The sequence below is a fragment of the Dactylosporangium sp. NPDC051484 genome, from assembly GCF_040689395.1.
Lineage (GTDB): Bacteria > Actinomycetota > Actinomycetes > Mycobacteriales > Micromonosporaceae > Dactylosporangium.
Genome location: NZ_JBFAZX010000017.1, coordinates 97944 through 124510 on the forward strand (window position 1 = coordinate 97944; position 26567 = coordinate 124510).

At 72.2% G+C, this 26567-nt stretch carries 25 protein-coding genes and 1 pseudogene; 11 read left to right on the plus strand and 15 right to left on the minus strand.

All coding sequences use genetic code 11. From position 1 onward, the window contains the following. Nucleotides 1-13: 13 nt before the first annotated feature. Nucleotides 14-1153, minus strand: a complete 1140-nt coding sequence (locus AB0367_RS25175) for an aminotransferase class V-fold PLP-dependent enzyme (RefSeq protein ID WP_366228863.1) — start codon at nucleotides 1151-1153, stop codon at nucleotides 14-16. Nucleotides 1154-1257: 104 nt separating this feature from the next. Between AB0367_RS25175 and coxB the strand changes: the two genes are divergently transcribed. Beyond that, a complete protein-coding gene (gene coxB, locus AB0367_RS25180) occupies nucleotides 1258-2121 on the plus strand; it encodes a cytochrome c oxidase subunit II (RefSeq protein ID WP_366228904.1) in 864 nt (287 codons plus the stop codon). Between the two features lie 13 nt (nucleotides 2122-2134). Further along, nucleotides 2135-2578, plus strand: coding sequence for a cytochrome c oxidase subunit 4 (locus AB0367_RS25185; protein WP_366228864.1), 444 nt, complete (start codon nucleotides 2135-2137; stop codon nucleotides 2576-2578). An 86-nt stretch (nucleotides 2579-2664) separates the two neighbouring features. Here the strand turns inward: AB0367_RS25185 and AB0367_RS25190 are convergent, their stop codons facing one another. The 5 genes from AB0367_RS25190 to AB0367_RS25210 form a co-directional block, all read right to left on the minus strand. Beyond that, the gene (locus AB0367_RS25190; protein ID WP_366228865.1) at nucleotides 2665-2859 is read right to left on the minus strand and encodes a hypothetical protein; all 195 of its coding nucleotides are present in this window, start codon (nucleotides 2857-2859) and stop codon (nucleotides 2665-2667) included. Between the two features lie 71 nt (nucleotides 2860-2930). Then, the gene (locus AB0367_RS25195) at nucleotides 2931-3698 is read right to left on the minus strand and encodes a hypothetical protein (protein ID WP_366228866.1); all 768 of its coding nucleotides are present in this window, start codon (nucleotides 3696-3698) and stop codon (nucleotides 2931-2933) included. 70 nt (nucleotides 3699-3768) lie between these two features. Next, complete coding sequence (gene trpD / locus AB0367_RS25200) at nucleotides 3769-4815, minus strand: anthranilate phosphoribosyltransferase (RefSeq protein ID WP_366228867.1); 1047 nt, start codon at nucleotides 4813-4815, stop codon at nucleotides 3769-3771. Between the two features lie 40 nt (nucleotides 4816-4855). Beyond that, on the minus strand, nucleotides 4856-5251 hold the full coding sequence (locus AB0367_RS25205) for a hypothetical protein (RefSeq protein WP_366228868.1): 396 nt from the start codon (nucleotides 5249-5251) through the stop codon (nucleotides 4856-4858). Beyond that, a complete protein-coding gene (locus AB0367_RS25210; protein WP_366228869.1) occupies nucleotides 5248-6216 on the minus strand; it encodes a cytochrome c oxidase assembly protein in 969 nt (322 codons plus the stop codon). Before AB0367_RS25210 ends, AB0367_RS25205 begins: the two co-directional genes overlap by 4 nt. Before the next feature lie 126 nt (nucleotides 6217-6342). Here AB0367_RS25210 and AB0367_RS25215 point away from each other — a divergent pair, with 126 nt between their 5' ends. The 4 genes from AB0367_RS25215 (at nucleotide 6343) to AB0367_RS25230 (ending at nucleotide 10640) form a co-directional block, all read left to right on the plus strand. Next, nucleotides 6343-6942 carry a heme-copper oxidase subunit III gene (locus tag AB0367_RS25215; RefSeq protein WP_366228870.1) on the plus strand — a complete coding sequence of 200 codons (600 nt, stop codon included), beginning with the start codon at nucleotides 6343-6345 and terminating at the stop codon, nucleotides 6940-6942. A gap of 88 nt (nucleotides 6943-7030) precedes the next feature. After that, nucleotides 7031-7900: a c-type cytochrome gene (locus AB0367_RS25220; protein WP_366228871.1), complete on the plus strand. Its 870-nt coding sequence runs from the start codon at nucleotides 7031-7033 to the stop codon at nucleotides 7898-7900. Further along, nucleotides 7897-9009, plus strand: coding sequence for a Rieske 2Fe-2S domain-containing protein (locus tag AB0367_RS25225; RefSeq protein ID WP_366228872.1), 1113 nt, complete (start codon nucleotides 7897-7899; stop codon nucleotides 9007-9009). The genes AB0367_RS25220 and AB0367_RS25225 overlap by 4 nt, the downstream gene beginning before the upstream one ends. Beyond that, nucleotides 9006-10640 (plus strand): ubiquinol-cytochrome c reductase cytochrome b subunit, encoded by a 1635-nt coding sequence (locus tag AB0367_RS25230; RefSeq protein ID WP_366228873.1) that lies wholly within the window; start codon nucleotides 9006-9008, stop codon nucleotides 10638-10640. Before AB0367_RS25225 ends, AB0367_RS25230 begins: the two co-directional genes overlap by 4 nt. A 69-nt stretch (nucleotides 10641-10709) precedes the next feature. Here the strand turns inward: AB0367_RS25230 and AB0367_RS25235 are convergent, their stop codons facing one another. The 6 genes and pseudogenes from AB0367_RS25235 to AB0367_RS25260 form a co-directional block, all read right to left on the minus strand. Further along, complete coding sequence (locus tag AB0367_RS25235; protein ID WP_366228874.1) at nucleotides 10710-11540, minus strand: alpha/beta fold hydrolase; 831 nt, start codon at nucleotides 11538-11540, stop codon at nucleotides 10710-10712. A gap of 101 nt (nucleotides 11541-11641) precedes the next feature. Further along, complete coding sequence (locus tag AB0367_RS25240; RefSeq protein ID WP_366228875.1) at nucleotides 11642-12658, minus strand: aspartate-semialdehyde dehydrogenase; 1017 nt, start codon at nucleotides 12656-12658, stop codon at nucleotides 11642-11644. A 147-nt stretch (nucleotides 12659-12805) separates the two neighbouring features. Continuing rightward, nucleotides 12806-13093 (minus strand): Lrp/AsnC ligand binding domain-containing protein, encoded by a 288-nt coding sequence (locus AB0367_RS25245; protein ID WP_366228876.1) that lies wholly within the window; start codon nucleotides 13091-13093, stop codon nucleotides 12806-12808. A 36-nt stretch (nucleotides 13094-13129) separates the two neighbouring features. Continuing rightward, nucleotides 13130-13957 carry a sugar phosphate nucleotidyltransferase gene (locus tag AB0367_RS25250; RefSeq protein ID WP_366228877.1) on the minus strand — a complete coding sequence of 276 codons (828 nt, stop codon included), beginning with the start codon at nucleotides 13955-13957 and terminating at the stop codon, nucleotides 13130-13132. Continuing rightward, nucleotides 13954-14472: an NUDIX hydrolase gene (locus AB0367_RS25255; RefSeq protein WP_366228879.1), complete on the minus strand. Its 519-nt coding sequence runs from the start codon at nucleotides 14470-14472 to the stop codon at nucleotides 13954-13956. The genes AB0367_RS25250 and AB0367_RS25255 overlap by 4 nt, the downstream gene beginning before the upstream one ends. 17 nt (nucleotides 14473-14489) lie before the next feature. Continuing rightward, nucleotides 14490-16220 (minus strand): annotated as a pseudogene (locus AB0367_RS25260) (HD domain-containing protein); the annotation flags it as partial. 1536 nt (nucleotides 16221-17756) lie between these two features. Between AB0367_RS25260 and AB0367_RS25265 the strand changes: the two are divergent. Beyond that, nucleotides 17757-17978, plus strand: coding sequence for a hypothetical protein (locus AB0367_RS25265; protein ID WP_366228880.1), 222 nt, complete (start codon nucleotides 17757-17759; stop codon nucleotides 17976-17978). A gap of 165 nt (nucleotides 17979-18143) precedes the next feature. Here AB0367_RS25265 and AB0367_RS25270 read toward each other — a convergent pair whose 3' ends face one another. After that, on the minus strand, nucleotides 18144-19877 hold the full coding sequence (locus AB0367_RS25270) for a DEDD exonuclease domain-containing protein (RefSeq protein ID WP_366228881.1): 1734 nt from the start codon (nucleotides 19875-19877) through the stop codon (nucleotides 18144-18146). A 36-nt stretch (nucleotides 19878-19913) separates the two neighbouring features. Then, the gene (locus AB0367_RS25275) at nucleotides 19914-20900 is read right to left on the minus strand and encodes a GAF domain-containing protein (RefSeq protein WP_366228882.1); all 987 of its coding nucleotides are present in this window, start codon (nucleotides 20898-20900) and stop codon (nucleotides 19914-19916) included. A 137-nt stretch (nucleotides 20901-21037) separates the two neighbouring features. On the opposite strand from AB0367_RS25275, the gene AB0367_RS25280 reads away from it, so the two are divergent. From AB0367_RS25280 to AB0367_RS25295, 4 genes are all read left to right on the plus strand, one after another. Further along, nucleotides 21038-22414: an NYN domain-containing protein gene (locus tag AB0367_RS25280; protein ID WP_366228883.1), complete on the plus strand. Its 1377-nt coding sequence runs from the start codon at nucleotides 21038-21040 to the stop codon at nucleotides 22412-22414. Between the two features lie 82 nt (nucleotides 22415-22496). Beyond that, a complete protein-coding gene (locus tag AB0367_RS25285; RefSeq protein WP_366228884.1) occupies nucleotides 22497-22784 on the plus strand; it encodes a hypothetical protein in 288 nt (95 codons plus the stop codon). 9 nt (nucleotides 22785-22793) lie between these two features. Then, complete coding sequence (locus AB0367_RS25290) at nucleotides 22794-24050, plus strand: M48 family metallopeptidase (RefSeq protein ID WP_366228885.1); 1257 nt, start codon at nucleotides 22794-22796, stop codon at nucleotides 24048-24050. Between the two features lie 578 nt (nucleotides 24051-24628). Then, complete coding sequence (locus AB0367_RS25295; RefSeq protein ID WP_366228886.1) at nucleotides 24629-25756, plus strand: glycosyltransferase family 4 protein; 1128 nt, start codon at nucleotides 24629-24631, stop codon at nucleotides 25754-25756. 137 nt (nucleotides 25757-25893) lie between these two features. On the opposite strand, the gene AB0367_RS25300 is transcribed toward AB0367_RS25295, so the two are convergent. Further along, the gene (locus AB0367_RS25300) at nucleotides 25894-26562 is read right to left on the minus strand and encodes a response regulator transcription factor (RefSeq protein ID WP_344610478.1); all 669 of its coding nucleotides are present in this window, start codon (nucleotides 26560-26562) and stop codon (nucleotides 25894-25896) included. Nucleotides 26563-26567: the final 5 nt, after the last annotated feature.

A 26567-nucleotide genomic window follows, 5' to 3' on the forward strand; every position in this document is an offset into this window, starting at 1 on the left:
CGCTCCGGACCGCTCACAGTCCCGCCTCCGCCCTGACCTCGGCGACCAGGCCCGGGAGCACGGCGAGGAAGCGGCGGACGTCGTCGGCGGTGACTCCACTGTGGAGCGAAACGCGCACGTTACCGTGGGTGAGCACGCCCATCGCGGACAGTACGTGCGATGGCTGCAGGGTGTCCGACGTGCACGCCGAGCCGGAGGAGACCGCGAACCCGGCGCGGTCGAGGGCGTGCAGCAGCACCTCGCCGTCGACGTAGAGGCACGAGAACGTCACGATGTGCGGCAGTCGCTCGTCCGGCTCGCCGACGACCTCCACGTCGGGCACGGTCGCGGCCACCGTGCGGCGGATCTCGTCGACGAGGGCTCGCTGGCGTACCGACTCGAAACGGGCCTCCTCGGCGACGGCCCGCAGCGAAGCCGCGGCGGCGACCACCGCGGGCACGTCCGTGGTGCCCTCGTCCCAGGGCGACTCCCACCGGGTGCCCTTGCGGACCGCGAGCAGGCCGACGCCGGCCGGGCCGCCCCACTTGCGGGCGCTGCCGGCCAGCAGTGACCAGCCCGCGGGCAGCGGCGCGCGGCCGATCGACTGGGCGGCGTCGACCAGCAGCGGCACCCCGGCCGCGGCGCACAGCCCGGCCGCCGCGGCGACCGGCTGCACCGTGCCCACCTCATGATTCGCGCTTTGTACCGCGGCCAGGGCCACTTCCGGCGAATCCAGCGCGGATTCCAGCGCGGTCAGGTCCACGACGCCGGTGCGCGACACCGGCACGGACACGGCGTCGTCCCCGGCGGCCTTGATGACCGCGGAGTGCTCGACCGCGGTGTGCACCACGAGCCGGCGCTCGCGGGAGCGGCGCACGCCGGCCACGGCGCGCCGGACCGCGTCGGTCCCACCGGCGGTGAAGTGCAGCTCGTCAGGGCGCACCCCGAGCACCCCGGCGGCCGACTCGCGAGCCGCGTCGAGCAGCTGCCGGGCCCGCCGCGAGGGCGTGTAGAGCCGGCCCGGGTCGGCCCAGCCATCATCGGCGGCGGCCAGAAACGCTTGGCGCGCAACGGAATGCGGGGGAGCGGCAGTAGCCGAATCGAGGTAGACGCCCACCCCCGCAAGGCTATCGCGACCCGGACACGTCGACCCCAAGCCGGGCGGACCACACATGGTCGAGTACGCTCGCCAGCGTTGGTGAGGCTTGCCGTGCGAAGTTACCTCAAGGTGACTCCCCGGCGCTGCTAAGGAGGCAGGAGCAGGTGGTCTCAAGAGGTTTGAGCCCCGCGCGCGCCATCGGGCTCGCCGTCTCGGCCGTCGGGGTGACGACCCTGCTCGCAGGTTGCTCCATCGGGGACACGTTCAACGGCTTCGGCTGGCCGAAGGGCATCACCGAGCAGAGCGACCGGATGTACGACCTGTGGATCGGGTCGGTCGTCGCGGCGTTCGCCGTCGGTATCTTCGTCTGGGGCCTGATCTTCTGGTGCGTGGTGCGCTACCGGAAGCGGGGCGACGAGCTGCCGCCGCAGACGCGCTACAACATGCCGTTCGAAATCCTTTACACGGTGGCGCCGTTCGTCGTCATCGCCGTGTTGTTCTTCTACACCGCGATCATTCAGACCGACGTCGATCGGATCTCGAAGAACCCGGACGTCACCGTCGAGGTGATCGCCTCCAAGTGGAACTGGCAGTTCGTCTACACGGACACCAAGGGCCCTGACGGCACGGCGATCAACACCGTCGGCGCGGACGACTACATCCCGGTCCTGGTGCTCCCCGCGGGCAAGACGGTCCAGTTCAACGAGATCTCGAGGGACGTCATCCACTCGTTCTGGGTGCCGGAAATCCTGTTCAAGCGGGACGTCATCCCGGGCGTGGAGAACAAGTTCCAGATCAAGCTCAAGGACAACGCCGCGGGTGCCTATGTGGGCCGTTGCGCCGAGTTGTGCGGCACGTATCACTCGATGATGAACTTCGAGGTGCGGGTCGTGACGCCGGAGCAGTACTCCCAGTACCTGTCGCTGCGCACGGCGGGCAAGAGCACCCCTGAGGCGCTCGCCTCGCTGGGCTTCCCGAACCAGGGCTACGCGACGACGACCCACCCGTTCGACACTGACCGCACCAAGCGGTCCTCGAGCTGAGAGGCGAACGGCGATGAAGGCAGAGAACCGTCTCTTCTTCGTGCTGGCGTTGTTCCTGTTCGGCATGGCCGGGCTGTATGCCTGGTGGACCAACGTGGCGCCGCTGGAGCAGTCCGGGCACCAGGGCATCGAGTGGATCGGCGTCGTGGCACTGGTCCTGGCCGGCCTGCTGCTGACGATGATCGGTGCCGCGCTGTGGATCATCGCGCAGCGCATCGAGCCGCGCCCGGAGGACCGCCCCGATGCGGAGATCGCCGAGGGCGCGGGTGACCTGGGCTTCTTCAGCCCTGGCAGCTACTGGCCGGTCGGCCTGGCGTTCGCGGCGCTGATCGCGAGCCTGGGCCTCGCATTCGGCCAGTGGTGGCTGGTCGCGATCGGCCTGATCTCGGTGGTGTTCTCGACGTGCGGGCTGATGTTCGAGTACTACACCGGCACCCGGCGCGGCGCCGAACACTGAGCTCGTCCTGCTGAAAAGGGGCCCCGCGAGGGGCCCCTTTTTCATGCCCGGGCGTCGGTGGCGACGCCGCTCGCGATGACGGAGCTTCAGGCGGCCCGGCGCGCGGTCCGGCGCAGCAGCACCCGCGGGCGCCGGTCCATGAGCAGGATCACCGCAGCGATCGCGATCTCCGCGCCGCAGGCCGGGCAGGCCCGGTCGGGGCGGCTCGCCCGGGGTTGATCGGCGCGGACCGGCGGATCGAGGGTCCGCACCCGGGCGCAGGTGTCACAGAGCAGCTCCATGCCGCCACCGTGTCATCGCCGCGCCACGCCGCCGCGGACTCGGGCCCGCGTGTCTGATCACGTTCTGGCGGTCACTTCTTGGCGGCGACCGTCGGCGACGGTGAGCCGGGCGTGGTCCGTGGCGGCAGGAAGGCCTCGTCGCTCACGCTCGGGGTGGTGTGCTGCAGGATCAGCTCCGTCGTCAGGCCCGCGTCCGAGGTGCCCTGGAAGTAGGCGAGCAGCCCGGCAGGGTTGACGCACGCGATCTCGGTGCGGATCCCGGTCGCGGTGACCGACACGCACTGCGCCTCGCCGCGCTTGGAGACCCCGGCGCGCACCCCCTGCCCCCGCGCGATGGTCGCGAGCCGGCCCAGGGCGGCCTCGGGGGCCATGAATTCGCCCCCGAACGCCACGCTGATGGCCTTGGCCGCGGTGGGGGACATGGTGTCCGCCCCCGGGCTCTCCTGGCACGTCACGGGCGGCTGAGCGGGTGCACCCGGCTTGCGCCCCTTGGTGGGTGACGGGGCCGGGCCGGTGACGCACAGGAAGGTGCCGTCCGGCGTCAAGATGTACGTCACGCCCGCGCCGTGGTACGCCCGGCGCGGCGCCGACTGCGAAACGGTCACGACCGCCCCGGACGGGGTGGCGTAATGCAGCGTCGCGTCCGAGCCGAGGCCGAGCACGAGCCGGGACGCGAGCGATTCGACCATCTCCAGCGCCTGGTTGACGGGTTCCGTCCGCTGCTGGACCGGCGCGCCGCACGACGTCGCCACCATGCCGACGAAGCCGAGCGCCAGCGCGCCGGCCACGACGGCGGAGATCAGCGCCTTCTTGAGGTTGTTGCGCGGCAGTTCGGCCATGCCTGGACCAACGCCGCTCGCCGCCGTCGGTTATGCGGCGGTTTGCCGAACAACAGTCGTTTCGTAGGCGTCACGCGGGCTTGAACGCCGCCCAGCGCTCGACCAGGGCCGTCGCCGCACCCGAGTCCACGGCCGCGGCGGCGCGCTCGATGCCGGCCTTGAGCTGCCCGTGCAGGTCCTGCAGGACCAGCCCTTCCCGCGCGGCGATCGCGGCGGCCGCGTTGAGCAGCACCGCGTCGCGCACCGGTCCGCCCTCGCCGGCGAACATCCGCCGCGCGACGTCGGCGTTGTGCGCTGGGTCGCCGCCGCGCAGGTCGCCCGGCGCCGAGCGGGCCAGGCCCAGGTCGGCGCTGTCGACGACGAGCTCGGTGACCGTGTTGCCGGTCGCCGCCCACACCCGGGTCGGCGCTGCGGTGGTGAACTCGTCGAGGCCGTCCTCGCCGCGCACCACCAGCACCGAGTAGCCCCGGCCGGCCATCACGGCGGCCACGACGGGCGCCATGCGCGGGTCGAAGCAGCCGATGGTGGCCGCGGTGGGCTGGGCCGGGTTGGTCAGCGGGCCGAGGAAGTTGAACACCGTGGGCACGCCCATCTCGCGGCGCGGGCCGCCGGCGTGGCGCATGCCGGCGTGGAACCGCGCGGCGAAACAGAAGGCGATGCCCACCTCGGCCACGCTGCGGGCGACGTCCTCGGGGCCCAGGTCGATGGTGACCCCGAACCGCTCGAGCAGGTCGGCGGCGCCGGTGGAGGAGGACGCGGCCCGGTTGCCGTGCTTGACCACGGGGACGCCCGCGGCCGCCGTGACGACCGCGGCCATGGTGGAGATGTTCACGGTGTTGGCGCGGTCACCGCCGGTGCCGACGATGTCGACCGCGGCGTCGCGCAGCTCGTCGGAGATCGGGACGCGGGTCGCGAGGGCCAGCATCGTCTCGGCGCACCCGGCGACCTCGGCCGGAGTCTCGCCCTTGGCGCGCAGCGCGATGACGAACGCGGCCGTCTGCGCGGGCGTGGCCGATCCGGAGAAGATCTCGCGCATCGCCCAGCTCGTGTCCTCGGTGGACAGGTTCTCCCCGCGCAGCAGGGCGGTGAGCAGCGTCGGCCAGGTGCGGTCGCCCATGGCGGCCTCCAGAGGTGTCCTAACGTACCGGCGGATGGACTTACTGGCGGATGGCGGGGTATGCGCGGAGCAGGGCGGAGACGGTCTCGCCGGTGGTGACGGGGTCGAGCGGATACATGATCGTGCCCTCGACACGGGCGTAGGAAGCCAGCCAGCGGTCCGCGGCGCGGGCGATGGCGAGCACGACCGGCGGCGCGTCGGAGATCTCGTCCTTGAGCTGCCGGGCGATGCCCAGGCCGCCGCCGGGGGTGGCCTCGCCGTCGAGCACCAGCAGGTCGATGTCTGTGTCGTCGACGAGCTTGACGACCTCGGCGTAGGTCGAGGCGTCGACGAACCTCACCGTCAGGTCGGCCGCCGGGCGGGTGCCGATGGCCAGCCGCATGCGGTCGCGGACCTCGGCGTCGTCGCTGTACAGCAGGACAATGTGCTCGCTCATGTGCGTGCTGCTCCTCGTGTGACGTCTGCCTCCGGGATCGTACCGTCCTTGGGAATCGGCGTTTCGCCGCCGTCAGGCGATATGAGGATTCCGGTACGGGCAGTCCACTCCGCCTCCTCGCGCCGCGTCCGCTCCTCGCGGTCCAGCCGGCGGTCCAGCCGCCGGGCCTCCCGGTCCGACTGGCGCATCCACTGCACCACCAGTACCGCCAGCATCGTCACCGAGACGAACTCGCCGCCGGCCCACAGGATCCCGCCCGCGACGACCTGGTCGGCGGCGGGGTCGGCCCAGCTCAGGTGCAGCGACGGATACCAGTCCCCGCCGAGCAGCGTCTTGCTCTGCATGATGGTCAGCCCGAGCACCGTGTGGAACGGCGTGGACAGGAACATCAGCAGCGCGCGGGCCGGATAGGGCCACCGCCCGGGCAGCGGGTCGAGGCCGACCAGCGGCCAGAAGAACAGGCAGCCGACCGCGATGAAGTGCGCGTGCGTGAGCTCGTGGATCCACGCGTGGCGCATGGTCAGGCCGTAGATGCCAGTGAAATAGAGCACGAACGGCGTCACCACGAAGAAGCCGAACGCCACCAGGGGAAACGCCAGGATTCGCGCCGGGCGCGAGTGCACGACGGCCAGCAGCGCCTTGCGGCCGCCGACGGGCAGCGTGCGCAGCGCGAGCGTCACCGGCGCGCCCAGGGCCAGGAAGATCGGCGCGATCATGGACAGGATCATGTGCTGGATCATGTGCACCGACAGCAGCGTCGTGTCGTACTGCTCGATCCCGGTCATGGTGACCGCGGCGATCGCGCCCAGGCCGGGGACCAGGAACAACACCGTGCGCGCGACGGGCCAGTCGTCGCCGCGCCGGCGCAGCTTCACCACGCCGGCCAGATAGAGCCCAGCGGCGGCGAGCAACACGAGCGTCAGCCACGACGCGTGGAACGAGCCGAGCAGCGTCGCGGCCGACACGGGACCGGGTTCACCTGCGGATTCGAGTGCGCGGAACACGGAACCAGACTATGCCGTCGTACGAATCGTCCGTGTCTAGGTGGACCCCGCGCAAACCTGGCGATGATCGGAGGCAATAATGGCGTCGTGACTGCGGCCCCAACGATTGCCAAGAGCCAGATCCACTCACTGACCAGGCCCAACATGGTCAGTGTCGGGACGATCGTGTGGCTCTCCAGCGAACTGATGTTCTTCGCGGCGCTGTTCGCGATGTACTTCTCCATCCGCGCTGCCGCGCCGGAGCTCTGGGAGAAGCACACCGAGGTGCTGAACATCCCCTATGCCCTGACGTTCACGATCATCCTCGTGCTCTCGTCCATCACCTGCCAGATCGGCGTGTTCCGCGCCGAGCGCGGTGACGTGCACGGGCTGCGGCGCTGGTTCGCCCTGACGTTCGTCATGGGCCTGATCTTCGTGCTCGGGCAGGCGAACGAGTACCGCACGCTGGTCAGCGAGGGCATCAAGATCAACGGTGATGGTTACGGCTCGATGTTCTACCTGACCACCGGGTTCCACGGCCTGCACGTCGCCGGCGGCCTCATCGCCTTCATCATCTATCTGATCCGCACGACCATGGGCCGCTTCACCCCCGCCCAGGCGACCGCGGCGATCGTCGTGTCCTACTACTGGCACTTCGTCGACGTCGTCTGGATCGCGCTGTTCGCGATGATCTACTTCCTGCAGTAGCAGGCTCGGGCCGCGCGTCACGCTCCGGACCACTCCTCCAGGACCACTACCGAGACGGCACATAGGTGATGACGACAAAGGTGAGGCCATGACTTCTGAGCAGAGCAAGCGGCCGCTTGCCCGGCTGGTGCCGGGTGGTGCGCGCGCGGCCCGGGGCAAGCTTCGCCGGCGGCTTTCGGCGGCCGTGCGTCTGATCGCCGCGCTCACGCTGGTCGGCGGCCTCTACAGCGCATACGCCCCCGGCGTCGGCCGCGCCGAGGAGGCCACACCGGCCCTGTCGGAGCAGGCGAAGCGCGGCAAGGAGCTGTATCAGACCAGCTGCATCACCTGCCACGGCACCAATGCGCAGGGCGTGCAGGACCGCGGTCCCAGCCTGATCGGCGTTGGCTCCGCCGCGGTCGAGTTCCAGGTCAACACGGGTCGTATGCCGCTGGCCCGCCAGGAGGCGCAGGCGGAGCGCAAGGCGCCGGCGCTCAGCCCGGCCCAGGCCGCCGACCTCGGCGCGTACATCCAGGAGCTGGGCGGTGGCCCGCAGCTTCCGAGCGCGTCGAGCCTCGACGCGGACGTGAAGAAGGCCCAGACCGACCCGAAGACCCTCGCGCACGGCGGCGAGCTGTACCGGGTCAACTGCTCGTCGTGCCACGCGTTCTCCACCGGCGGCGGCGCGCTGTCCTCCGGCAAGTTCGCCCCGACGCTGGAGCACTCGACCAACCGCGACATCTACGCCGCGATGCTGACCGGTCCGCAGAACATGCCGGTGTTCGGCAACAACCAGTTGAGCCCGGATGACAAGGCCGCGATCATCGCCTACGTCCAGACCCTCAACAAGAACTCGTCGACAAGCCCCGGTGGCTGGAGCCTCGGCCGGTACGGCCCGGTCCCCGAGGGGCTCGTCATCTTCCTCGTCGGGATCGCGGCGCTCGTGTTCGCCACGCTGTGGATTGCAGGGAAGTCATGACCACCCACACCGCTGCTGAGGGTCACTCCTCTGCTGAGGAGCCGTTCGACGCGAGCGACCCCAGCCTCACCCGGTTCGACCTCGTCAAGGAGGGCGCCCGCCGGGACGGCGTCGAGATCGTGCACTACGCGCCGCGGTTCCCGGTCCCGGGCACCAAGGCCGAGAAGCGCATCGAGCGTTTGCTCGCGCTGCTGTTCCTGCTCACCGGCCTCCTGGGGACCGCGTTCGTGGTCGCCTACATCGCGTGGCCGTGGCACTACGGCCACGGCGACGAGACGTACCAGAACCTGTACCCCTATTACACCCCGGTGCTCGGCGCGACGCTCGGCCTCGCGCTGCTGACCCTGGGCCTGGGCATCGTCGTCTGGTCGAAGAAGCTTCTGCCCGAGGAGGTCTCGGTCCAGTCGCGCCACGACGGCCCGTCGGACCGCACCGAGCAGCGGCTCACCGCGGCCACCATCGTCAACATGGGCGACGAGCTGGGCCTCAAGCGCCGCCGCTTCGTCGGCCTGGCATTCCTGGCCGGCGCCGCCCCGCTGGGCGCGGCCGCCGGCGCGGTGCTGGTCGGCGGGCTGCTCAAGGCGCCGACGCAGAACGGCGAGAACGTGTTCTTCACCACCGGGTGGGACCCGAAGAAGAACGACGGCAAGCCGGTTCGCCTCACCCACGAGGACGGCACCCCGATCCGCCCGGCCGATGTCAGTGTCGGCGGTCAGATCACCGTCTTCCCCGGTATCCCGCACGGCGCGAGCAACAAGTACGCCGACTCGCCCACCCTGCTGATCCACCTGCGTGAGCCGGACGCGTTGCTCACGAAGAAGAACGCCGATCCGGTCAACGTCGGCTCGCAGTGGCAGAACTACGTCGCGTACTCGAAGATCTGCACCCACGCGGGCTGCCCGGCCAGCCTGTACGAGCAGCAGACCAACCGCCTGCTGTGCCCCTGTCACCAGTCGCAGTTCCAGATCACCGACAACGCGCGGCCGGTCTTCGGCCCCGCGAGCCGGTCGCTTCCACAGCTGCCGATCACGGTCGACGATGAGGGATACTTCGTAGCGGTCTCCGACTACAAGGTTGCGGTCGGACCGGCCTTCTGGGAGCGGCCATGAAACGGCGCAAGATCGACGTCCGGGCACTCCCGGCCAAGTCCGCCCAGGCGCTCGACGAGCGCTTCCAGGCGGCGACGCCGCTGCGGCGGCTGATGAACAAGGTCTTCCCGGACCACTGGTCGTTCCTGCTGGGTGAGATCGCGCTCTACTCGTTCATCGTGCTGCTGCTCAGCGGCATCTTCCTCACGCTGTTCTTCGACCCGTCGATGCGCGAGGTGGTGTACGAGGGCAGCTACACCCCGCTGCGCGGCGTGGAGATGTCGCAGGCGTACAACACCGCGCTGCACATCTCGTTCGACGTGCGCGGCGGTCTCTTCGTGCGGCAGATGCACCACTGGTCGGCGCTGCTGTTCATGGCCGCGATCGTGGTGCACATGTTCCGGGTGTTCTTCACCGGCGCGTTCCGCAAGCCGCGTGAGGCCAACTGGATCATCGGCGTGCTGCTGTTCTGGATGGGCTTCCTGGGTGGCTTCGGCGGCTACTCGCTGCCCGACGACGGGCTGTCCGGCACCGGCCTGCGCATCGCGAGCGCCATCATGCTGTCGATCCCGATCGTCGGTACCTGGGTGACCACCTCGCTGTTCGGCGGCGAGTTCCCGGGTGAGGTCATCCTCGACCGGCTGTACATCCTGCACGTCCTGCTGGTCCCGGGTGCGCTGCTCGCGCTCATCAGCGTCCACATGGGCCTGCTGGTGAAGCAGAAGCACACCCAGTGGCCCGGCCCCGGCCGCACCAACGAGAACGTGGTCGGCGTGCGGATGTTCCCGGGCTTCGCGGCCAAGGCCGGCGGCTTCTTCATGGTCGTGTTCGCCATGCTCGCCTTGCTGGCCGGCCTCTTCCAGATCAACCCGATCTGGCTGTTCGGCCCGTACAAGGCCGCGGTCGTTTCGGCGGCGAGCCAGCCGGACTGGTATGTCATGTTCCTCGACGGCTCGACCCGTCTCTTCCCGGCCTGGGAGATCCGGTTCGGCCTGTTCGGCTGGGGCGATGGTTACACCATCCCGGCGATCTTCTGGCCGACGGTGGTGCTACCCGGCATCCTCACGATGCTGCCGATCTTCTATCCGTTCATCGAGGCGCGGTTCAGCAAGGACAAGGCCGTGCACAACCTGCTGCAGCGCCCGCGGGACAACCCGACGCGTACCGGGCTGGGTGCCATGGCGATCGCGTTCTACGTGGTGCTGCTGGTCTCCGGCGGCAACGACGTGCTGGCGGACAAGTTCCACATCAGCCTCAACGCGATGACCTGGGCGGGCCGCATCGGCATGCTGATCCTGCCGCCGCTGGCGTACTACTGCGCCTACCGCCTGGCGCTGGGCCTGCAGCAGCACGACCGCGAGGTGCTGGCGCACGGCATCGAGACCGGCATCATCCGGCGCATGCCGGACGGCCGCTTCGTCGAGGTCCACCAGCCGCTGCCGTCGCCGGACGGCCACGCGGTGGAGGGCGACGGGCACCACGGCCTGGAGTACGCGGGCTGGGTCGTACCGAAGAAGATGAACCGCATCGGCGCCCTGGCCCCGACGGTGAAGGGCTTCTTCTACCCGATCGAGAAGGCGGCCCCGGCCGAGAAGCCGGTGCCGCGCCAGGTCGCAGAGGCCGACCGCGAGGAGATCACCTCGGGCCGCTGAGCCCACCGCGCGACGCCCACGCACGACGTCGAACGGCCCCCGGCACCACGCCGGGGGCCGTTCGGTGTTTCACGGCAGGGACGCGGCCCAGTCGGCCACGCGGCGGGCCAGGGCGGTGCCCTGCTTGGCCCAGCGGAAGTGGTCGATCGGCGGACCCGGTGCATAGTGCTCGCGGGTCACCGGGGCGGCGGAGAGCTTCTCCAGCAGCTGGGAGACCGTGTCGGGCGGCGTGTACGCGTCGCCGGCCATGTCGACGGCCAGCACCGGGGTCGTCACCCTCGCCAGGGCGGACTCCAGGTCCGTGCCGTGCAGCGCCGGGTAGCGGCCCGTGCGCGCGGTGTGCGCCCAGTCCCGGATCACCCCGCGCGCCTGGCGGCCGCCGAAGCCCCAACCCGGCCACACGCGCAACAGTGCGGCGGTCGCGGCGAGCGTCTGGGTCTGCAGCAGCACCGGCAGGCGACGGCCGGCCGGATACCGGCGCCAGTACGGCACGCCGACCGCCAGCAGCGCGAGCCCGGCCACGTCCGAGGCGGGCTCCGCGGCGAGGTGCAGCGCGCACGCCTGGCCACCGAGGGAGTGCCCGACGAGGATCGTGCGGCGCCCGGCGCGGCGCGGCTTGAGGTGGGTCAGCACGGCGTCCACGTCGTCGGTCAGGTCGGCCAGGCCGTATGCCGAGGCCCGCGACGGCGGCGGCGCGCTCGCCCCGGTGCCGCGCAGGTCGGCGACGACCACGGCCATGCCCGCGGCGACCAGGTCGGCGGCGAACGCGCGGTAGTAGCGAGCCGGCACCCCCATCGCCGGCCACAGCACCGCGAGCGTCGGCGCGTCCTCGGCCGGCGCATACACGTGCAGGGCGATCCGGTCCGTCCCGCGTCGCACCGTCTCCAGCGTCGCATCCATGCTCGTAGGGTAGGGCCAGGAGGTTACCCACGGGTACGACTGGTTCGGCCGCCGCATGTGAGAAAGGTGGGGCGGTGCCGCCCCACCTTTCGGCGGTGGACTCAGGCGGCCAGCAACTCGGCGATCTGCACGGCGTTGAGCGCCGCGCCCTTGCGCAGGTTGTCGTTGGAGACGAACAGCGCCAGGCCGTTGTCGACCGTCTCGTCGACACGGATGCGCCCGACGTACGACGGGTCGGCGCCCGCCGCCTGCAGCGGCGTCGGGATGTCGCTGAGCACCACGCCGGGCGCGGCGGCCAGCAGCTCGGTGGCGCGCTCGACGCCGACCGGGCGGGCGAAGCGCAGGTTGAGCTGCAGCGAGTGGCCGGTGAAGACGGGCACGCGCACGCAGGTGCCGGACACCTTGAGCCCGGGGATCTCGAGGATCTTCCGGCTCTCGTTGCGTAGCTTCTGCTCCTCGTCGGTCTCGAAGGAACCGTCGTCGACGATCGAGCCGGCCAGCGGCAGCACGTTGAACGCGATCGGGCGGGCGAAGTTCTTCGGCTCCGGGAACTCGACCGCCGAGCCGTCGAGGGCCAGTGCGGCGCCGCCGTCGGCGACCTTGCGCACCTGCTCGTCGAGCTCGGCGACGCCGGCCAGCCCGGCGCCGGAGACGGCCTGGTAGGTGGCGGCCACCATGGCGACCAGCTCGGCCTCGTCGTGCAGCGGGCGCACGACCGGCATCGCGGCCATCGTGGTGCAGTTGGGGTTCGCGATGATCCCCTTCGGCCGGTGCGCCGCGGCGTGCGGGTTGACCTCGGCGACGACCAGCGGCACCTCCGGGTCCATCCGCCACGCGGAGGAGTTGTCGATCACGACCGCGCCGGCGGCGGCCACCTTCGGGGCGAGCTCCTTCGACGTGCCCTTGCCGGCCGAGAACAGCACGATGTCGAGCCCGGCGTAGTCCGCGGTCGCCGCGTCCTCCACCGTGACCTGTGTGTCCTGCCAGTCGATGGGCCGCCCGGCTGAGCGGGCGGACGCGAACAGTCGCAACTCGTCTACCGGGAACCGCCGTTCGGCCAGGATGTGGCGCATGACGCTGCCGACCTGCCCGGTGGCCCCTACGATGCCGATCCTCATGGCCGCGAGGGTACCGGGTGCGGACCGCGCATTCGATGCGATTTGCCGCACTCCCGGCGTCGCAACCAGGGCAAACGGTCCCTTCTTACGGCCCCGCCGAACCCTCGCTGCACGCCTTCTCGCCACGCGAGGGAAAAACCGCGGGATTTAATCAGCGTCCGGCAGGCCGATCGCGAACGCTTCCTCCAGATCGTGGCGGGAGTACGCCTGGAACGCGATGTGCGTGTCGGTCTCCACAACGCCGGGCACCTTCGAGATCCGGTTGGCGATCACCTCGGCGATGTCCTCGAACTGCCGCACCCGCACGATCGCGATCAGGTCGGTGTCGCCGGCGACGGAATACACCTCGCTGACACCGTCGAGGTTGGCGATGTTCTCGGCCACCTCCGGGATCGAGTCGGTGGCGCAGTCGATGAGGACGATCGCGGTGATCACCGGCGGTGCTCCTTCCAGCGGGTGGCACCCGCCATGCTAATGCGCGGCGACGGTCAGCCCCCGGCCGACCCGGATCCCGTCGGTGAGCGCCTCGCCCGCCGCCACGACGCCGCCCGGCCACACCACCCCGCGGGTGACCGACCCGGCCACGACGGCGCCCGAGCCGATCACGGCCCGCTCCAGCGCCCCGCTGACCTCGGCGTCCGGTGCCACGAGGCTGCCACCGCCGGCCGCGTGCAGGTTGGCCCGCAGGTAGTCCGCCGGGGTGCCGGTGTCCAGGTAGATGCCCTGGTACCGCATCACGCGCAGCCGGCCCTGGCGCTCGGCGGGGCGCCAGGCCAGGCGTACCAGATCGGATGGCTCCGGCTCCAGAGGGGCGACCAGGTCCCACGGCAGCAGCGAGAACCCGGCGAAGCGGTGGGTGCCGAACTCGTCCGGCGGCCCGGGCACGCCGAGCAGCCGCACCTCGTGCCCGTCCCAGCCGTCGAGCAGGGCGGCGATGTCCGCCCCCGGCTCCTCGTCCGAGGCCAGGTAGGCGTCGGCGTTGCCCACGAGCACGCCCCGGCCGCCGATCCAGTCCCGCAGCAGGCCCAGCCCGCCCGCCGTACCGAGCGGGTCGCCCGGCTCCACGGAGAGGTGCGCGCGCTCACCGACGTGCTCGACGACCAGGTGGCCGAGGTAGCAGGCGTTCACGGCGACGCTGTGCGGCCGGTCGAAGCCGAGCGCCCGCACGCGGGCCAGGGCCCGGTCCAGCAGCGCCACGTTGCCGACCGGGCACAGCGCCTTCGGCAGGTGCTCGGTGAGCGGCCGCAGGCGGCGCCCCTCGCCGGCCGCGAGCACGACGGCGCAGACGTCCGCGTTCACGCCTCCAGGACTTCCGGGTAGTCGCGGTATGGGCCGATGCCGTAGTGGGCGAGCAGCTTCGACGTGGACACCGTCAGCGGCGGCAGGTTGTCCAGCTGGTGCCAGGCGGCCTCGAGGACCTCGGCGGCGTCGACGGCGAGCTCGACGCCCGGCTCGACCTCGGTCTCGAACACCACGTCGACCCACTGGCCGTGGGTGTGCACGATCGCGTTGGGCATGGCGGGGCGCATCCGCTCGGGCGGCACCCGGACGCCGGTCTCCTCGCCGAGCTCGCGGGCCGCGCACTGCACGGGGGTCTCGCCGCGGTCCATCAGCCCGGCCGGGAGCGACCAGCCCGCGCCGGGCGGCTGGCGCAGCAGGAGGATCCGGGTCAGCTGCGGGTCGCGGACGATCGCGACGGCGCCGATCGTGTACGTCGGCTGGAAGGTCCGCACGATCCGCCGCCGCCAGCGGCCCGGCAGCCGATAGAACGAGCTGTAGGCCAGCCCGCGCACGCGACCACGGAAGTCGGTCATCCAGCTAGGCTAATGAGCTATCGCGGGGAGTGGTCGACCAGGGCGATCAATTCAGCCACAACCTCGTCCGCGGTGCGGGCGTGGTCGGCGACGGCGACGAGCAGCGTCTCCAGGTCGGGGTAGCTCAGCCGCGTCGCGAGGCGCACCAGCGGCAGGTCGCTGGCCAGGCCGCGGCCCTGCTGGCGCAGCGCGAGGCCGATCGCGAGGCGGCCCAGCCGGACCTTGTTGGCGACCGTGATGGCGGGCACCTCGTGCGCCTCGAACCAGCGGCTGATGTGCAGCCGGGCGTGGGGGGTGCGGACGAAGTCGAGCCACTCCGGGGACGGCCCGCGCGCCGGTGCGTCGGCGTCGAAGTCGAACTCGTCGCGCTGCCCGGCGCGGGTGATGATCTCGACGGTGTCGCCGTCGGCGAGCGGTGACGACACGGCGGTCAGGCGGCCGTTGACCCGGGCGCCGATACATCGGTTGCCGACGTCGGCGCCGAGGATGTACGCCAGGTCGACCGGCGTCGCGTCGCAGGGCAGCAGCACCGGCCGCCCGCCGCCGGCCGTCAGCACCAGGATCTGGTCCTCGGCGAGGTCGCAGCGCAGCGACGCGATGAACTGCGCCGGGTCGGACGCCGCGGCCTCCCAGTCCAGCAGCCGGCGCAGCCAGTCCAGCTGCTCGGCCTTGGTCGCCGGGCCGAAGCGGGCGGCTGCGGAAGGGTAACGGAAGTTCGCCACGATGCCGTACTCCGCCGACTGGTGCATCTCGACGGTGCGGATGAGCACCTCGAGCGAGCGCCCCTCCGGCCCGAGGACCGTAGTGTGCAGCGACCTGTAGTTGTTGTTCTTCGGCGTGGCGATGAAGTCCTTGAACCGTCCGGGCACCGGGCGCCACTTGCCGTGCACGGCGCCGAGCGCCGCGTAGCAGTCGGTGTCGGGCCCGTCGACGACGATCACCACGCGTGGCAGGTCGTGCGGCTCGGCGTAGTCGCCGTCGACGGTGTCCTTCCAGATCGAGTACAGGTGCCGGGGCCTGGGCGACACCGTGGCGTCGAGGCCGTACCTCTTCAGGTCGGTGCCCACGGTCGAGATGATCTTGTCGAGGTAGCCGTCCCAGCCGACCCGCTGCCGCACGTAGTCGGCGACGACCGCGTAGCCGCTGGGGGAGACCGCGCGCAGCACCCAGTCCTCGAGCTCCCGCTTGAGCGCCTGGATGCCGAGCCGCTCGCACAGCGGGATCAAAACCTCGCGGGTGGCGGTGGCGATGCGCACCCGGCTCTTCACCGACCGCGCATCGATCGTGCGCATGTTGTGCAGCCGGTCCGCGAGCTTGATGACCAGCACCCGCACGTCACGCCCGGCGGCGACGATCATCTTGCGGATCGTCTCGGCCTCGGCGTCGGCGCCGTAGAACATCTTGTCGAACTTCGTCACGCCGTCGACCAGCAGCGCGACCTCGCCGCCGAAGTCCCGCTCCAGCGCGCCGAGGGTGTAGTCGGTGTCCTCGACGGTGTCGTGCAGCAGCGACGCGACCAGGGTCGTGGTGTCCATGCCGAGGTCGGCCAGGATCTCGGTGACCTCGATCGGGTGCGTGATGAACGGCTCGCCGCTCTTGCGCATCTGCCCGCGGTGCATCCGCTCGGCGGTCGCATACGCCCGGCGCAGCAGCGCGATGTCCGCCGCGGGGTGGATCTGCCGGTGTGTGCGCAGGATCGGCGCCATCGGGTCGTCGCTGGACTGCCACGGGAACATGGCCCGCAGCCGCGAGCCGATGATGGCCGTGTACGTCGACGTCGGGTCCCCTGGTACGGCCCCGCCCACGAGCGCCGAGTAGCTCGGCGGCGGCGGTACCTCGGGCGAGTCGTCGGTGGGGGGCGCGATGAGCTTCTGCCGGGGAGCCGCGTATCGGTCGTCGAGCTGCGGCTCACGCGTCTTGGGCCGCGGCAGCGCGTTCCGCTTCTTGGCGGCCGGCTCGGGCTGCGTGGTCTGCTCGCGCTGTTTGCTGTGCTCAGCCTGCTTGCTCTGGCGGGGTTGTCCGCCCGGGCCGGTCGCTTCACGGCCGGGCTCGTCGCGGCGGGTGGTGCTTCGCGCGCCGCGGTCGTGCCGTTCCTGCTGGTTGCCCCGCTGCTCGCTCTGGTGCGTGTCGCGGGGCTTGTCGTGCGGCCCGGCCTGGGGCTTGGTCTGGGGCTCGGCCTGGGGCTCGCCGGCGGCCGGGTGTTCGTCGATGACGGCGTGTCCGTCGGCGGCCGCGTGATCGCGGGTGATCGGGTGCTCGTGGGTGGCCGTGTCCATCTGTCCCGGCGGCACGTCTCCCGGGTCACCCACACCCGGCGCGCTGTCGTCGCCGCTCGGGCGCGGCCGCGTCTCGATCGCGCGGCCGTTGGCGGGCCAGTCGGACCCCCGGCGCGCCGCGGACCGCTCCTGGGCGGTCCGGTCCGCGTCCGCCTTCTCGCCTCGCACCGCCTCGGTCCGGGACGCCTCCGTCCGCCTTACACGGTCGGGGCGCGATCCGTGCTCGTTCGCCGCGTGCTCGCTCGGCGTCCGGTCGCTCGGGACCCGGTCGTTCACGGCCCGGTCGGTCGCGGCGCGGTCCGCGGGTGCCCGGTCGTTCGGGGCTCGGTCGCTCGCGGCCCGGTCGTTCACGGGGCGGTCGGGTGCGGCGCGGTCTGCGCCTGCCCGGTCGTTCGGGGTGTGGTCTACGGGTGCCCGCTCGGGTTGCGGGGCGGGGTCGTTGAGCGCCCTGTCGTGCTGGTGGCCGCGGTCGTCCGCGGCCGGCTCGGTCCGGAGGCCCTGGTCCGCCGGTGCGCGGTCCGCGGTGCCCGGCGGGGCGGGGCGCCGGCGCGCCGGAGCCTCAGGGGCGTTGATGGCCGCGGTCGGCAGGCCCTTGGGCCCGAGGAACATCTCGCCGGCCCGGAGCGCGCCCCCGGTCCCGCCGGCCCCTGCGGTGGCGCTCGGACCGCCCGCGGCGCCGATCGCCCCGAAACCACCGGCGCCGCCCGCGCCGAACGCGGTCGTGCTCCCTGGGGGAGTCGTGCTTCCCGGGGGACTGATCGCGAATCCGCCGGTCCCCAGAGGGTCGACCCGGATCGTCAGCGGGCCGAGGGCCGCGACCGTCCCGTCGTCGGCTTGCAGGGCATCGTGGCTGGTCGCGGGCGAGGCGAACGCCTGGGCCGGGCCGACACGAAAATTCGGCAACTGCGTGGGGTTGCCGTCTGACGCCGCTGGGTCCACCATGTACTCGCTGTGCGTCGCGTTCTGGCCCGAACACGGTCCGTATGGGGCGCCGTGAACGCTGGGATTGTGAATTTCGGGATCGGGTTCGTCGCCCGATCCTCGCTGTGGATCCGCACCAGTGGAAGGGTCGGAAGCGTCAGAGACATCCGGGCCGCCGAGCAGATCGGGGCCGTTCAGCACGCCGGGCCCAACGGGGCCGTGCTGAGGGCTTTGGTCATGCTGCTGGCCGGGACCGTGCTGGGCGAACGATCCGTGCTGCGGGCCATGCCCCTCGCGCACCGGGCCTGACGCGGGAGTGGGGCCCGCGCCGAAGGGCGCGCCGGACTGCAGACCGGGCTCCATGCGGCACCTCCTCACCGACGGGCCGGGCGGGCCGGGGTTTGGGTAGGTTCCAGCCTAGTTTCCTCTCGCGCATCCGATCGGTCATTTGAGTATGTGCGATCGTCCGATGTGCTACCCGTCCAAGTCATTTTGAACCGCGGCCGCGGCCTCCGCGCGGGCCAGGAACGGCCGCCACCGGGCGGCGCCGGCGGCCGGGTATGACCAGCCCACGTCGGTTTTGACCAAGCGGGTCTCGGGCCGCTCGAGCCACGCGAGGATGCGCTCGGTCTCCTCCGGTGTGGCGCGCGGCGTCGGGCCCGGGCCGGGTGCCACGGTCTCCGCTGTGGCTAAGACCACATCCACTGTCGGCTGTGGATGCGCCCTCGGGGGTGAAACGCCCGCCGCGGCGAGCCGCCCGTGTCGCACCACCGCGATCTCCCAGCCCCCGGCCGCGGCCGGGCGGGCGGCGATCAGCTCGGGCAGCGCGGACAGCGACGCGAGGCGCTGCATCCGGATCGCGGTGCGCAGGAACGCGATGAGCCGCCCCCGGATCGCCGCGGCGTCCTCGTAGCGCTCCGCGGCGGCGAGCGTCTCGATCCGGGCCATCAGCCCGCGCACCACCGGGCTCGGGTCCCCGGTGGTCGCCGTCCGGAACGGGGCCGCGGCCGCCGCCTCGTAGTCCTCGACGGAGATGCGGTGCTCGCACGGTGCCGGGCAACGGCCGAGCTCGGCCAGCGCGCACGCCGGCGTGGGCGTGCGCGGCGACAGCTTGTGGGTGCACTGCCGGATCGGCAGCGCGTCGTAGACGCCGGCCGCGGCGAGCTCGGCGCCGCGCCGCGAGCCGAACGGCCCGAGGTAGGCGGCGCCGTCGGCTTGCAGCTCGCGCACCAGGGACAGGCGCGGATAGGCCTCGGCGGTGAGCTTGAGCCACAGCACGCGCTCGGGGAACTTCGAGCGGCGGTTGTACGGCGGCTTGTGCGCCGCGATCAGCCGCAGCTCACGAACCTCGGCCTCCAGCGAGTGCGAGCACGGGATCGCCTCGACCCGCTCGGCGGCGTTGAGCATCTCGTCGATGCGGGCGCGCTTCTCCGCGGCGGTGAAGTAGCTGCGCACCCTGGTCGCGATCGAGGAACTCGTCCCGATATACAGCGGCCGGTCCTGGTGCCCACGGAACACGTAGACCCCCGGGGCGTCGGGCAGCCCCTCGGCGAGGTGCCGCTTGCGCCGCTGGGCCGGGCTGACCGCTTTGACGAACTCGATCGTGTCGCCGACGGTGTGCACCTTGAGGCTGCCGAGCCGGGCGAACAGGCCGTGCAGCACGTCCACGGTGGCGCGCGCGTCGTCGAGCGCGCGGTGGACCGGCTGGGTCGTCGCCCGGAAGTGCCGGGCCAGGGTCGACAGCTTGTGGTTGGGCACCTCGCCGGCGATGAGCGCGCGCCGGGCGATGGCGGCGGTGTCGAGCACGATCGGCTTGGGCCACGGGTAGCCGTGCCGGGCGCAGGCCGCCTTCAGAAAGCCGGTGTCATAGGGCGCGTTGTGCGCGACCCAGACGGCGCCCCGGGCGAACTCGAGGAAGCTGGGCAGGACCGTGTCGAGCTTCGGCGCCTCGACCAGCATCATCTCGGTGATGCCGGTGAGCACCGTGATGAACGCCGGGAGCCGCTCCTCGGGGTTGACGAGCGTGCCGAACTCGCCCAGGACCTCGCCACCGCGGACCTTGACCGCGCCGATCTCGGTGATGCCGCCGCCGTCGGGCGCGCCGCCGGTCGTCTCCAGGTCGACCACGACGAACGTGGTCGAGAAGAGCGTCGCGGCGCGCGGGTCGTCAAACAGCGCGTCCAGCGTTTCCTGGTGAAAGTCGGGCACGGCCGCACACTACGGCCCGGGTGTGACAAGAAATCGTCAGCGCGGCGGGAAGCGCAGCTCGAAGCGCACGTCGGGCGAGCTAACGATCACGGACGTGTCCATGACGGTGGCGCCGTGCGCGCGCAGGATGCCGGCGACCGCCCGCGGTACCGGCTCGTCGGCCTCCCGGAGCCCGGCGAGGTCGGTGTGCCACTCGGGCCGGATGGTGCCACCGGCGTGACCGATCTCGATCGTGGGCACCGGTGTGCCCAGCACCCGCGCCGCGATCCGCCCGCCGGCCGGGGCGACCTTCAGCGCGCTGAAGATCACGTAGTCGAGGGCGCGGGCGAGCTTGACCGGGTCCGCGTGCACGTAGGCCGGGTCGGTGAGGCCCAGCGTGATCGCGATGTCGCGCATGTCGGCGATCCCGCGCAGCTCGTGGATGCGGGCCTCGGTCAGGTACGACAGGTCCACCGAGCGCGGCTCCAGCTCTGCGCCCGGTCCGGCTCGATGAGGCTTCGCGCTGACCGACCCGGACCAGGCGTCGGTGACCACCAGCAGGCGCAGCTCCAGCAGCTGCGTCACCTGCCGCGCCAGGGCCCGCAGCGCGCGCATCTGGTCGAGGTCGAGCCGGTGCGGGGCGTGGTCGACCACGCACAGCGTGCCGAGCGCGGCGCCGCCGGTGGTCAGCAGCGGCGCGCCGGCGTAGAAGCGGATGCCGTCGTCGGCGCGCACATACGGGTTGTCGGCGAAGCGCGCGTCGGCGGTGGCGTCGGGCACGACCATCAGGTCACGGCCCATGATCGCGTGAGCGCAGAACGCCACCTCGCGCGGCGTCTCGTCGGCGTCGATGTCGCCGATCTTGGCCTTGAACCACTGCCGCTCGGCGTCGACGAGCGTGACGAGCGAGATCGGCGCGCCGCAGATCTCGCTGGCGATCCGGACGATGTCGTCGAAATCGGCCTCCGGCGGCGTGTCCAGGACGGCCATCGCGCGCAGGGCGGAGAGTCGATCCGCCTCGTTCTGGGGTACCGGTGTCGCCATCCCAGCCTCCCAAGCCGTACACCCAATCAGGTGAAATAAGGATATGTCAGCTTTTAGTCTTTGGAGGTAGGGCGGCGTTCCGGGCGTTCCGGGGCACCATCCCGGGCGAATGTGGTCGACAATGCGACACTGGAGTGATGTCTGCGCACGACGCTCCCGACGACCTCGAGGCCGAGGTCTCGGTCGAGGCTGCGCAGACGCCCGACGACCAGGAGCCGATCCTGCCCGAGGTGGTCCGGCAGCGGGTGATCTCGCTGGCCGCGGGTGCCATGACCGGCCTGCCGCTGGAGGAGCTACCCATGCCACTGCGGCGGGTGGCGAAGTTCGCCCCGAACCGCCGTGCGCGCCTGGGCGGGCCCGTGATCGCGATGCAGCTCTCCGGCGACCCGCTCCTGCGCCAGCGGCTCGCCACCCGGGTCGTCAACGAGGCCGGTGACCTGGGAGCCGCCATCTTGGAGGGCGCCGCGCCGGCCGCCGCCGACCCGGTCGAGGTGGCGGCGCTGGCCTACCTCGCCCGCCCCGATGGCTGGCGGGTGCTGGTCACCGACGCCACGCAGACCCTGCGCGCCGAGGCCGAGGGCGCCATCGCCTCCGAGCGCTTCCGCGACGTGGAGCAGCGCCTCGTCCGGGCCGAGCACGACCGGGCCGTGGCCCGTGTCGAGGCCGACAAGCTGCGCGACGAGCTGGCGCGGCTGCGCGACGAGACCGCCGGCCTGCGCGAGGAGGTGCGCTCGCTGAGCAAGGTGCTGCGCGAGTCGCAGGCGAAGGAGCGCAAGGCCGTCGACATGCTCGCGGCCGAGAAGGGCCGGGCGGCGCGGTCCAACGCCGACCACGACGCGGAGCTGCGCCGGCTGCGGGCCAAGCTGGCCGAGGCCGAGACCGCCGCGGGCGCGCAGCGGCAGAGCGCCAAGGACGCCCGGGCCGTCGACGACGCGCGGCTGTGGCTGCTGCTGGAGACCATCGGCCAGGCGGCGGTCGGGCTGCGCCGCGAGCTGGCCCTCGACCCGACCGACAAGCTCCCCGCCGACTTCGTCGCCGACACCGCCGCCGACCGGCCCGAGAACGCCTCCGGCGCCGGCTCGGCCCGCGCGCTGGACGCCGACGACCCGGCCCGCCTCGACCAGCTGCTGAGCCTGCCCAAGGCGCACATGATCGTGGACGGCTACAACGTGACCAAGAAGGGATACGCGGAGATCTCGCTCGAGCAGCAGCGTAACCGGCTGATCGCCGGCGTGGGCGGGCTGGTGGCGCAGACGCGGGCCGAGGTCACGGTCGTCTTCGACGGCGCCGAGCGGGTGCACGGGCTGCCGCCGGCGCCGCGTGGGGTGCGCGTGCTGTTCTCCAAGAAGGGTGAGACCGCCGACGAGCTCATCCGCCGCCTGGTGCGTGCCGAGCCGCCGGGCCGCCCGATCGTGGTGATCTCCTCCGACAAGGAGGTCATCGACGGGGTGCGCCGCCACGGGGCGTACCCGCTGTCCTCAGACACGCTGCTGCGCCGCCTGTCACGGTCCTGACCTGGGCTTTCCCATTTTTGTCGTACCCCGCCGTTACCGTTAGTGCTATCGGGTTCACCGATGGATCGGTATTGGAGGAGTGATGCTCGTCGACTGCGAAAGCTGCTCGGTGCGCGGCACCGCCTGCAGCGGTTGCATGGTGACCCTGCTGCTCGGCACCCCACCGTATGCCCAGTCCGGCCCGACGGGGCTCCGCGCCGCCCGACCCGGACCAGGCGCGTTTCACCAGCTCGGCGCCGAGGAGGCGCGCGCCGTCGAGGTCCTCGAGCTGGCCGGGTTCGAGGTCACCGTGCTGGAGCCCACCCACTTCGAGGCCGTGCCCGTCGCCCCTGTCCCCGCACCTCGGCGCCGTCGCGGGCGCGCCGCATAGGCTGACGCCATGACCCCTCGTTTCTGGGCCATGATCACACTCATCGCGCTGATCGTCGCGGCGGCCGTCGTCGCGCTGCTGCGGGTCCCGTGGGCGGCGCCGCCAGCGCCGCGGGCCGACCAGATCGCCGCGCTCGACTCGCTGCCGCGCGACGCCGTCGCCCAGGGGCGCGCCTTCCGCGCCGCGCTGCGGCCCGGCACCTACCTGTCGCTGGGGCTGGGCCTGGTCGTCGCGCTGCTGCTCGGCCTGACCCCCGCCGGCTCCTGGATCGTCGAGCAGGCCGGCCGCCCGTTCGGCGGCCACTGGCTGGCCAGGGCCCTGCTCGGCGGATTCGCCGTCACCCTCGTCGGCGAGATCGTCTCCCTGCCGCTGGCGGCGTGGCGGCAGTCCATCCTGCGCAGCTACGGGCTGTCCACCCAGGGCTGGGGCGGCTGGAGCGTCGACCTGCTGAAGGGCTACGCCATCGGGGCCGTCATCGGCGCCATCGTGCTCGTCGGCTTCTTCACCATCACCCATTTCGCCCCGCGCTGGTGGTGGGCGTGGGCGGCGGCCGGCGCCGCGGCGCTCGCCATCCTGTTCAGCTTCGTCTTCCCGGTGCTGGTGGAGCCGGTCTTCAACAAGTTCACCCCGATGCCCGCGGGCGAGCAGCGCACCCAGCTGATGGAGATGGCCGCCCGCGACGGCGTGCCGGTCCGCGACGTGCTCATCGCCGACGCGTCCCGGCGCACGAGGTCCGTCAACGCCTACGTGTCGGGCCTGGGCCCGACCCGCCGCATCGTCGTCTACGACACCCTGCTCGAGAAGGCCCCGCCGGCCGAGGTGGAGGCCGTGGTCGCCCACGAGCTGGGCCACGCCAAGGACGGCGACGTGCTGACCGGCACCCTGCTCGGCGCGCTGGGCGCGGCCGCTGCGGTCTGCGCGCTGTACCTGCTGGGCTCGTGGTCCGCCCTGCTCCGCCTGGCCCGCGTCGACTCGATCGCCGAGCCCCGCGCCATAGCCCTGTTGCTGGCCGTGGCCACGGTCGCGGGCCTCTTCGCGGGCCCGGTGCAGTCGCTGGTCTCGCGGCGCGTCGAGGCCCGCGCCGACGAACACGCGTTACGGCTGACGCGCGACCCGGCCGAGTTCGAGGCCATGCAAGGCCGCCTGGCCCTCGTCAACCTGGGCGATCCAGACCCCAACCCGGTGGAACAGTTCCTGTTCGGCTCCCACCCGACCGCCGTGGAGCGCATGGCCGCCGCCCGGGCCTGGGCCCGCGCTCACCGCTGACCCCGCCGTGCCGTCCGCGCCGCGCCATCCCTGCCATGGCGCTTCCGCGCGGGCGCGACCTGGCTCGGACGCCGCCGTGGGCGGCACGCGATCATCTGCTGGAATGGGGCGGTGCAGGCGGACACGCGGGTGTGTTTTCTCGGGGACTCCTTCGTGGCCGGAGTCGGTGATCCGCGCTGCCTGGGGTGGGTCGGGCGGGTTGCCGCGCGTAGTCATGAGCGCGGGGCGCCGATCACCGCGTACAACCTGGGGATCCGGCGGGACACCTCACGCGACGTGCTGGCGCGGTGGCGTGCCGAGTGCGCGCCGGGGTAGGGGAACAGGACGCGGCGAGGGGGCGAGCACCGCGGACGGTTCGCGCTCCCGGACGGCCCGGCGGTGGTGGTCCGTCCAGTCAGGGGCGCAGAGTTCACCACGCAGCCGTTCGAGCCGGTGATCCGGCCGCCGGAGGCAGGCCGGTGCCGCGCGAAGCGCGGCATGGGGGGTGCGGGGTGGGAACCCCCCGCCGCGCCCGCGCCGAAGGCGCGCGCCAGCCAGTGACTGCGTGCGCCGGCCGGTGACTGTGTAGCGTTCCGTGGATGGGCGCGTCGCTGCTGATCACCAATGATTTTCCGCCGCGGCCGGGGGGCATCCAGCAGTTCGTGCACAACCTGGCCGTCCGCCAGCCGCGCGACGAGGTGGTCGTGTACGCCTCGACGTCGGAGGGCGCGGACAAGTTCGACGCCGAGCAGCCGTTCGAGGTGGTGCGGGAGTCCACCGGCATGCTGCTGCCCACGCCGGCGGTCGCGCGCCGGGCCGCGCAGATCGCGCGCAGCCGCGGGTGCGATCGGGTCTGGTTCGGCGCCGCGGCGCCGCTCGGGCTGCTCGCGGATGGGCTGCGCCGCCGGGCGGGGGTGGAGCGGGTCGTCGCGCTCACGCACGGGCACGAGGTCGGCTGGGCCGCGCTACCCGGCGCCCGGGCGCTGCTGCGGCGCATCGCGCGGGGGGCCGACGTCGTGACGTACCTGGGGGAGTACACCCGGAGCCGGCTGGCCCGGGCGATCGGCGGGCTGACCGTGCTGGAGCGGCTCGCGCCGGGCGTCGATGTGGACGCGTACACGCCGCGCGTGGACGGCTCCGGGGTGCGCGCCCGTTACGGGCTGACGGGGCGGCCGGTGGTGGTGTGCGTGTCCCGGCTGGTGCCGCGCAAGGGGCAGGACGTGCTCATCCGCGCGCTGCCGAAGGTGCGGCGGGCGGTCCCGGACGCGGCCCTGCTGATCGTGAGCGGCGGGCCCTATCAGCCGACGCTGCAACGGCTGGCCCGCGAGCAGGGGGTCGCCGGCGACGTCGTGTTCACCGGGTCGGTGTCCTGGGCCGAGCTGCCCGCGCACTACGCGGCCGGGGACGTGTTCGCCATGCCGTGCCGCACCCGCCGGCGCGGGCTGGACGTCGAGGGGCTGGGCATCGTGTACCTCGAGGCCTCCGCCACCGGCCTGCCCGTCCTCGCCGGCGACTCCGGTGGCGCCCCGGACGCGGTCCGGGAGGGCGAGACCGGGTTCGTGGTGCCGGGGCGCGACGTCGACGCCGTCGCCGACCGGCTGATCGACCTGCTGCGCGACCGTGACCTGGCCGCCCGAATGGGAGCGGCCGGGCGCGCGTGGGTCGAATCCGAGTGGCGCTGGGAGACGCAGGCGGCCCGGCTGCATACGCTGCTCGCCCCGCGATAGCCGACCAGCGGATGACAATGCGACAGAACGGGTGAACCCGATCGGGGACTGGCGCGGCCGGTCTGGCTCGGCGGCTTCACATGGGCCGACCCAGACCGGGCGCCGTCCGTGCGATTCGGGGGATCAGCGGCGCGGCGTCAGAAGCTCGGGGCGTCGGGCGCCTCGAGCAGACCTAGGCGCAGCGCCGTCATGAGGGCCTGGGCGCGGTTGGCGGCGCCGAGCTTCTCGTAGAGCTTCGAGATGTGGGTCTTCGCCGTGGACTCCGAGACGAACAGCTGCTTGGCGATGCCGGCCACGCTCATGCCGTCAGCGAGCAGGCGCAGGACCTGGCCCTCGCGGGGAGACAGCTGCGGGCCGCTCGGGGCCAGGCGGCGCTTCATCGCCTCGGCCAGGTCGGCCGCGGTGAAGGCGCTGGGGGCCGAGGCGGCGTGCCGGGCCGCGGCCACCACCTCGTCGGCGGGCGCGGTCTTCGGCACGAAGGCCGAGGCGCCGGCTTCGAGAGCGCCGAAGAGCTGATCGTCGCCGGCGTACATGGTCAGCACGACGATGCCCATGCTGTTGCTGGTCTTGCGTAGGGCGCGAGTGGCCTCCAGGCCGCTGCCGTCGGGTAGGCGGAGGTCCATGATCACGACGTCGGGCTGCAGTGCGCCGGCCTGGCGGATCGCCTCGGCGGCCGTGGCGGCCTCGCCCACCACCTCGAACTGGCGGTCGCGCTCGAACGCGTGCCGCAGTCCTCGGCGAATGAGATCGTGGTCGTCGACGAGCAGCACTTTCGTGCGAGTCGTCGGCGTCGCGGTAGTCGACATTCCCG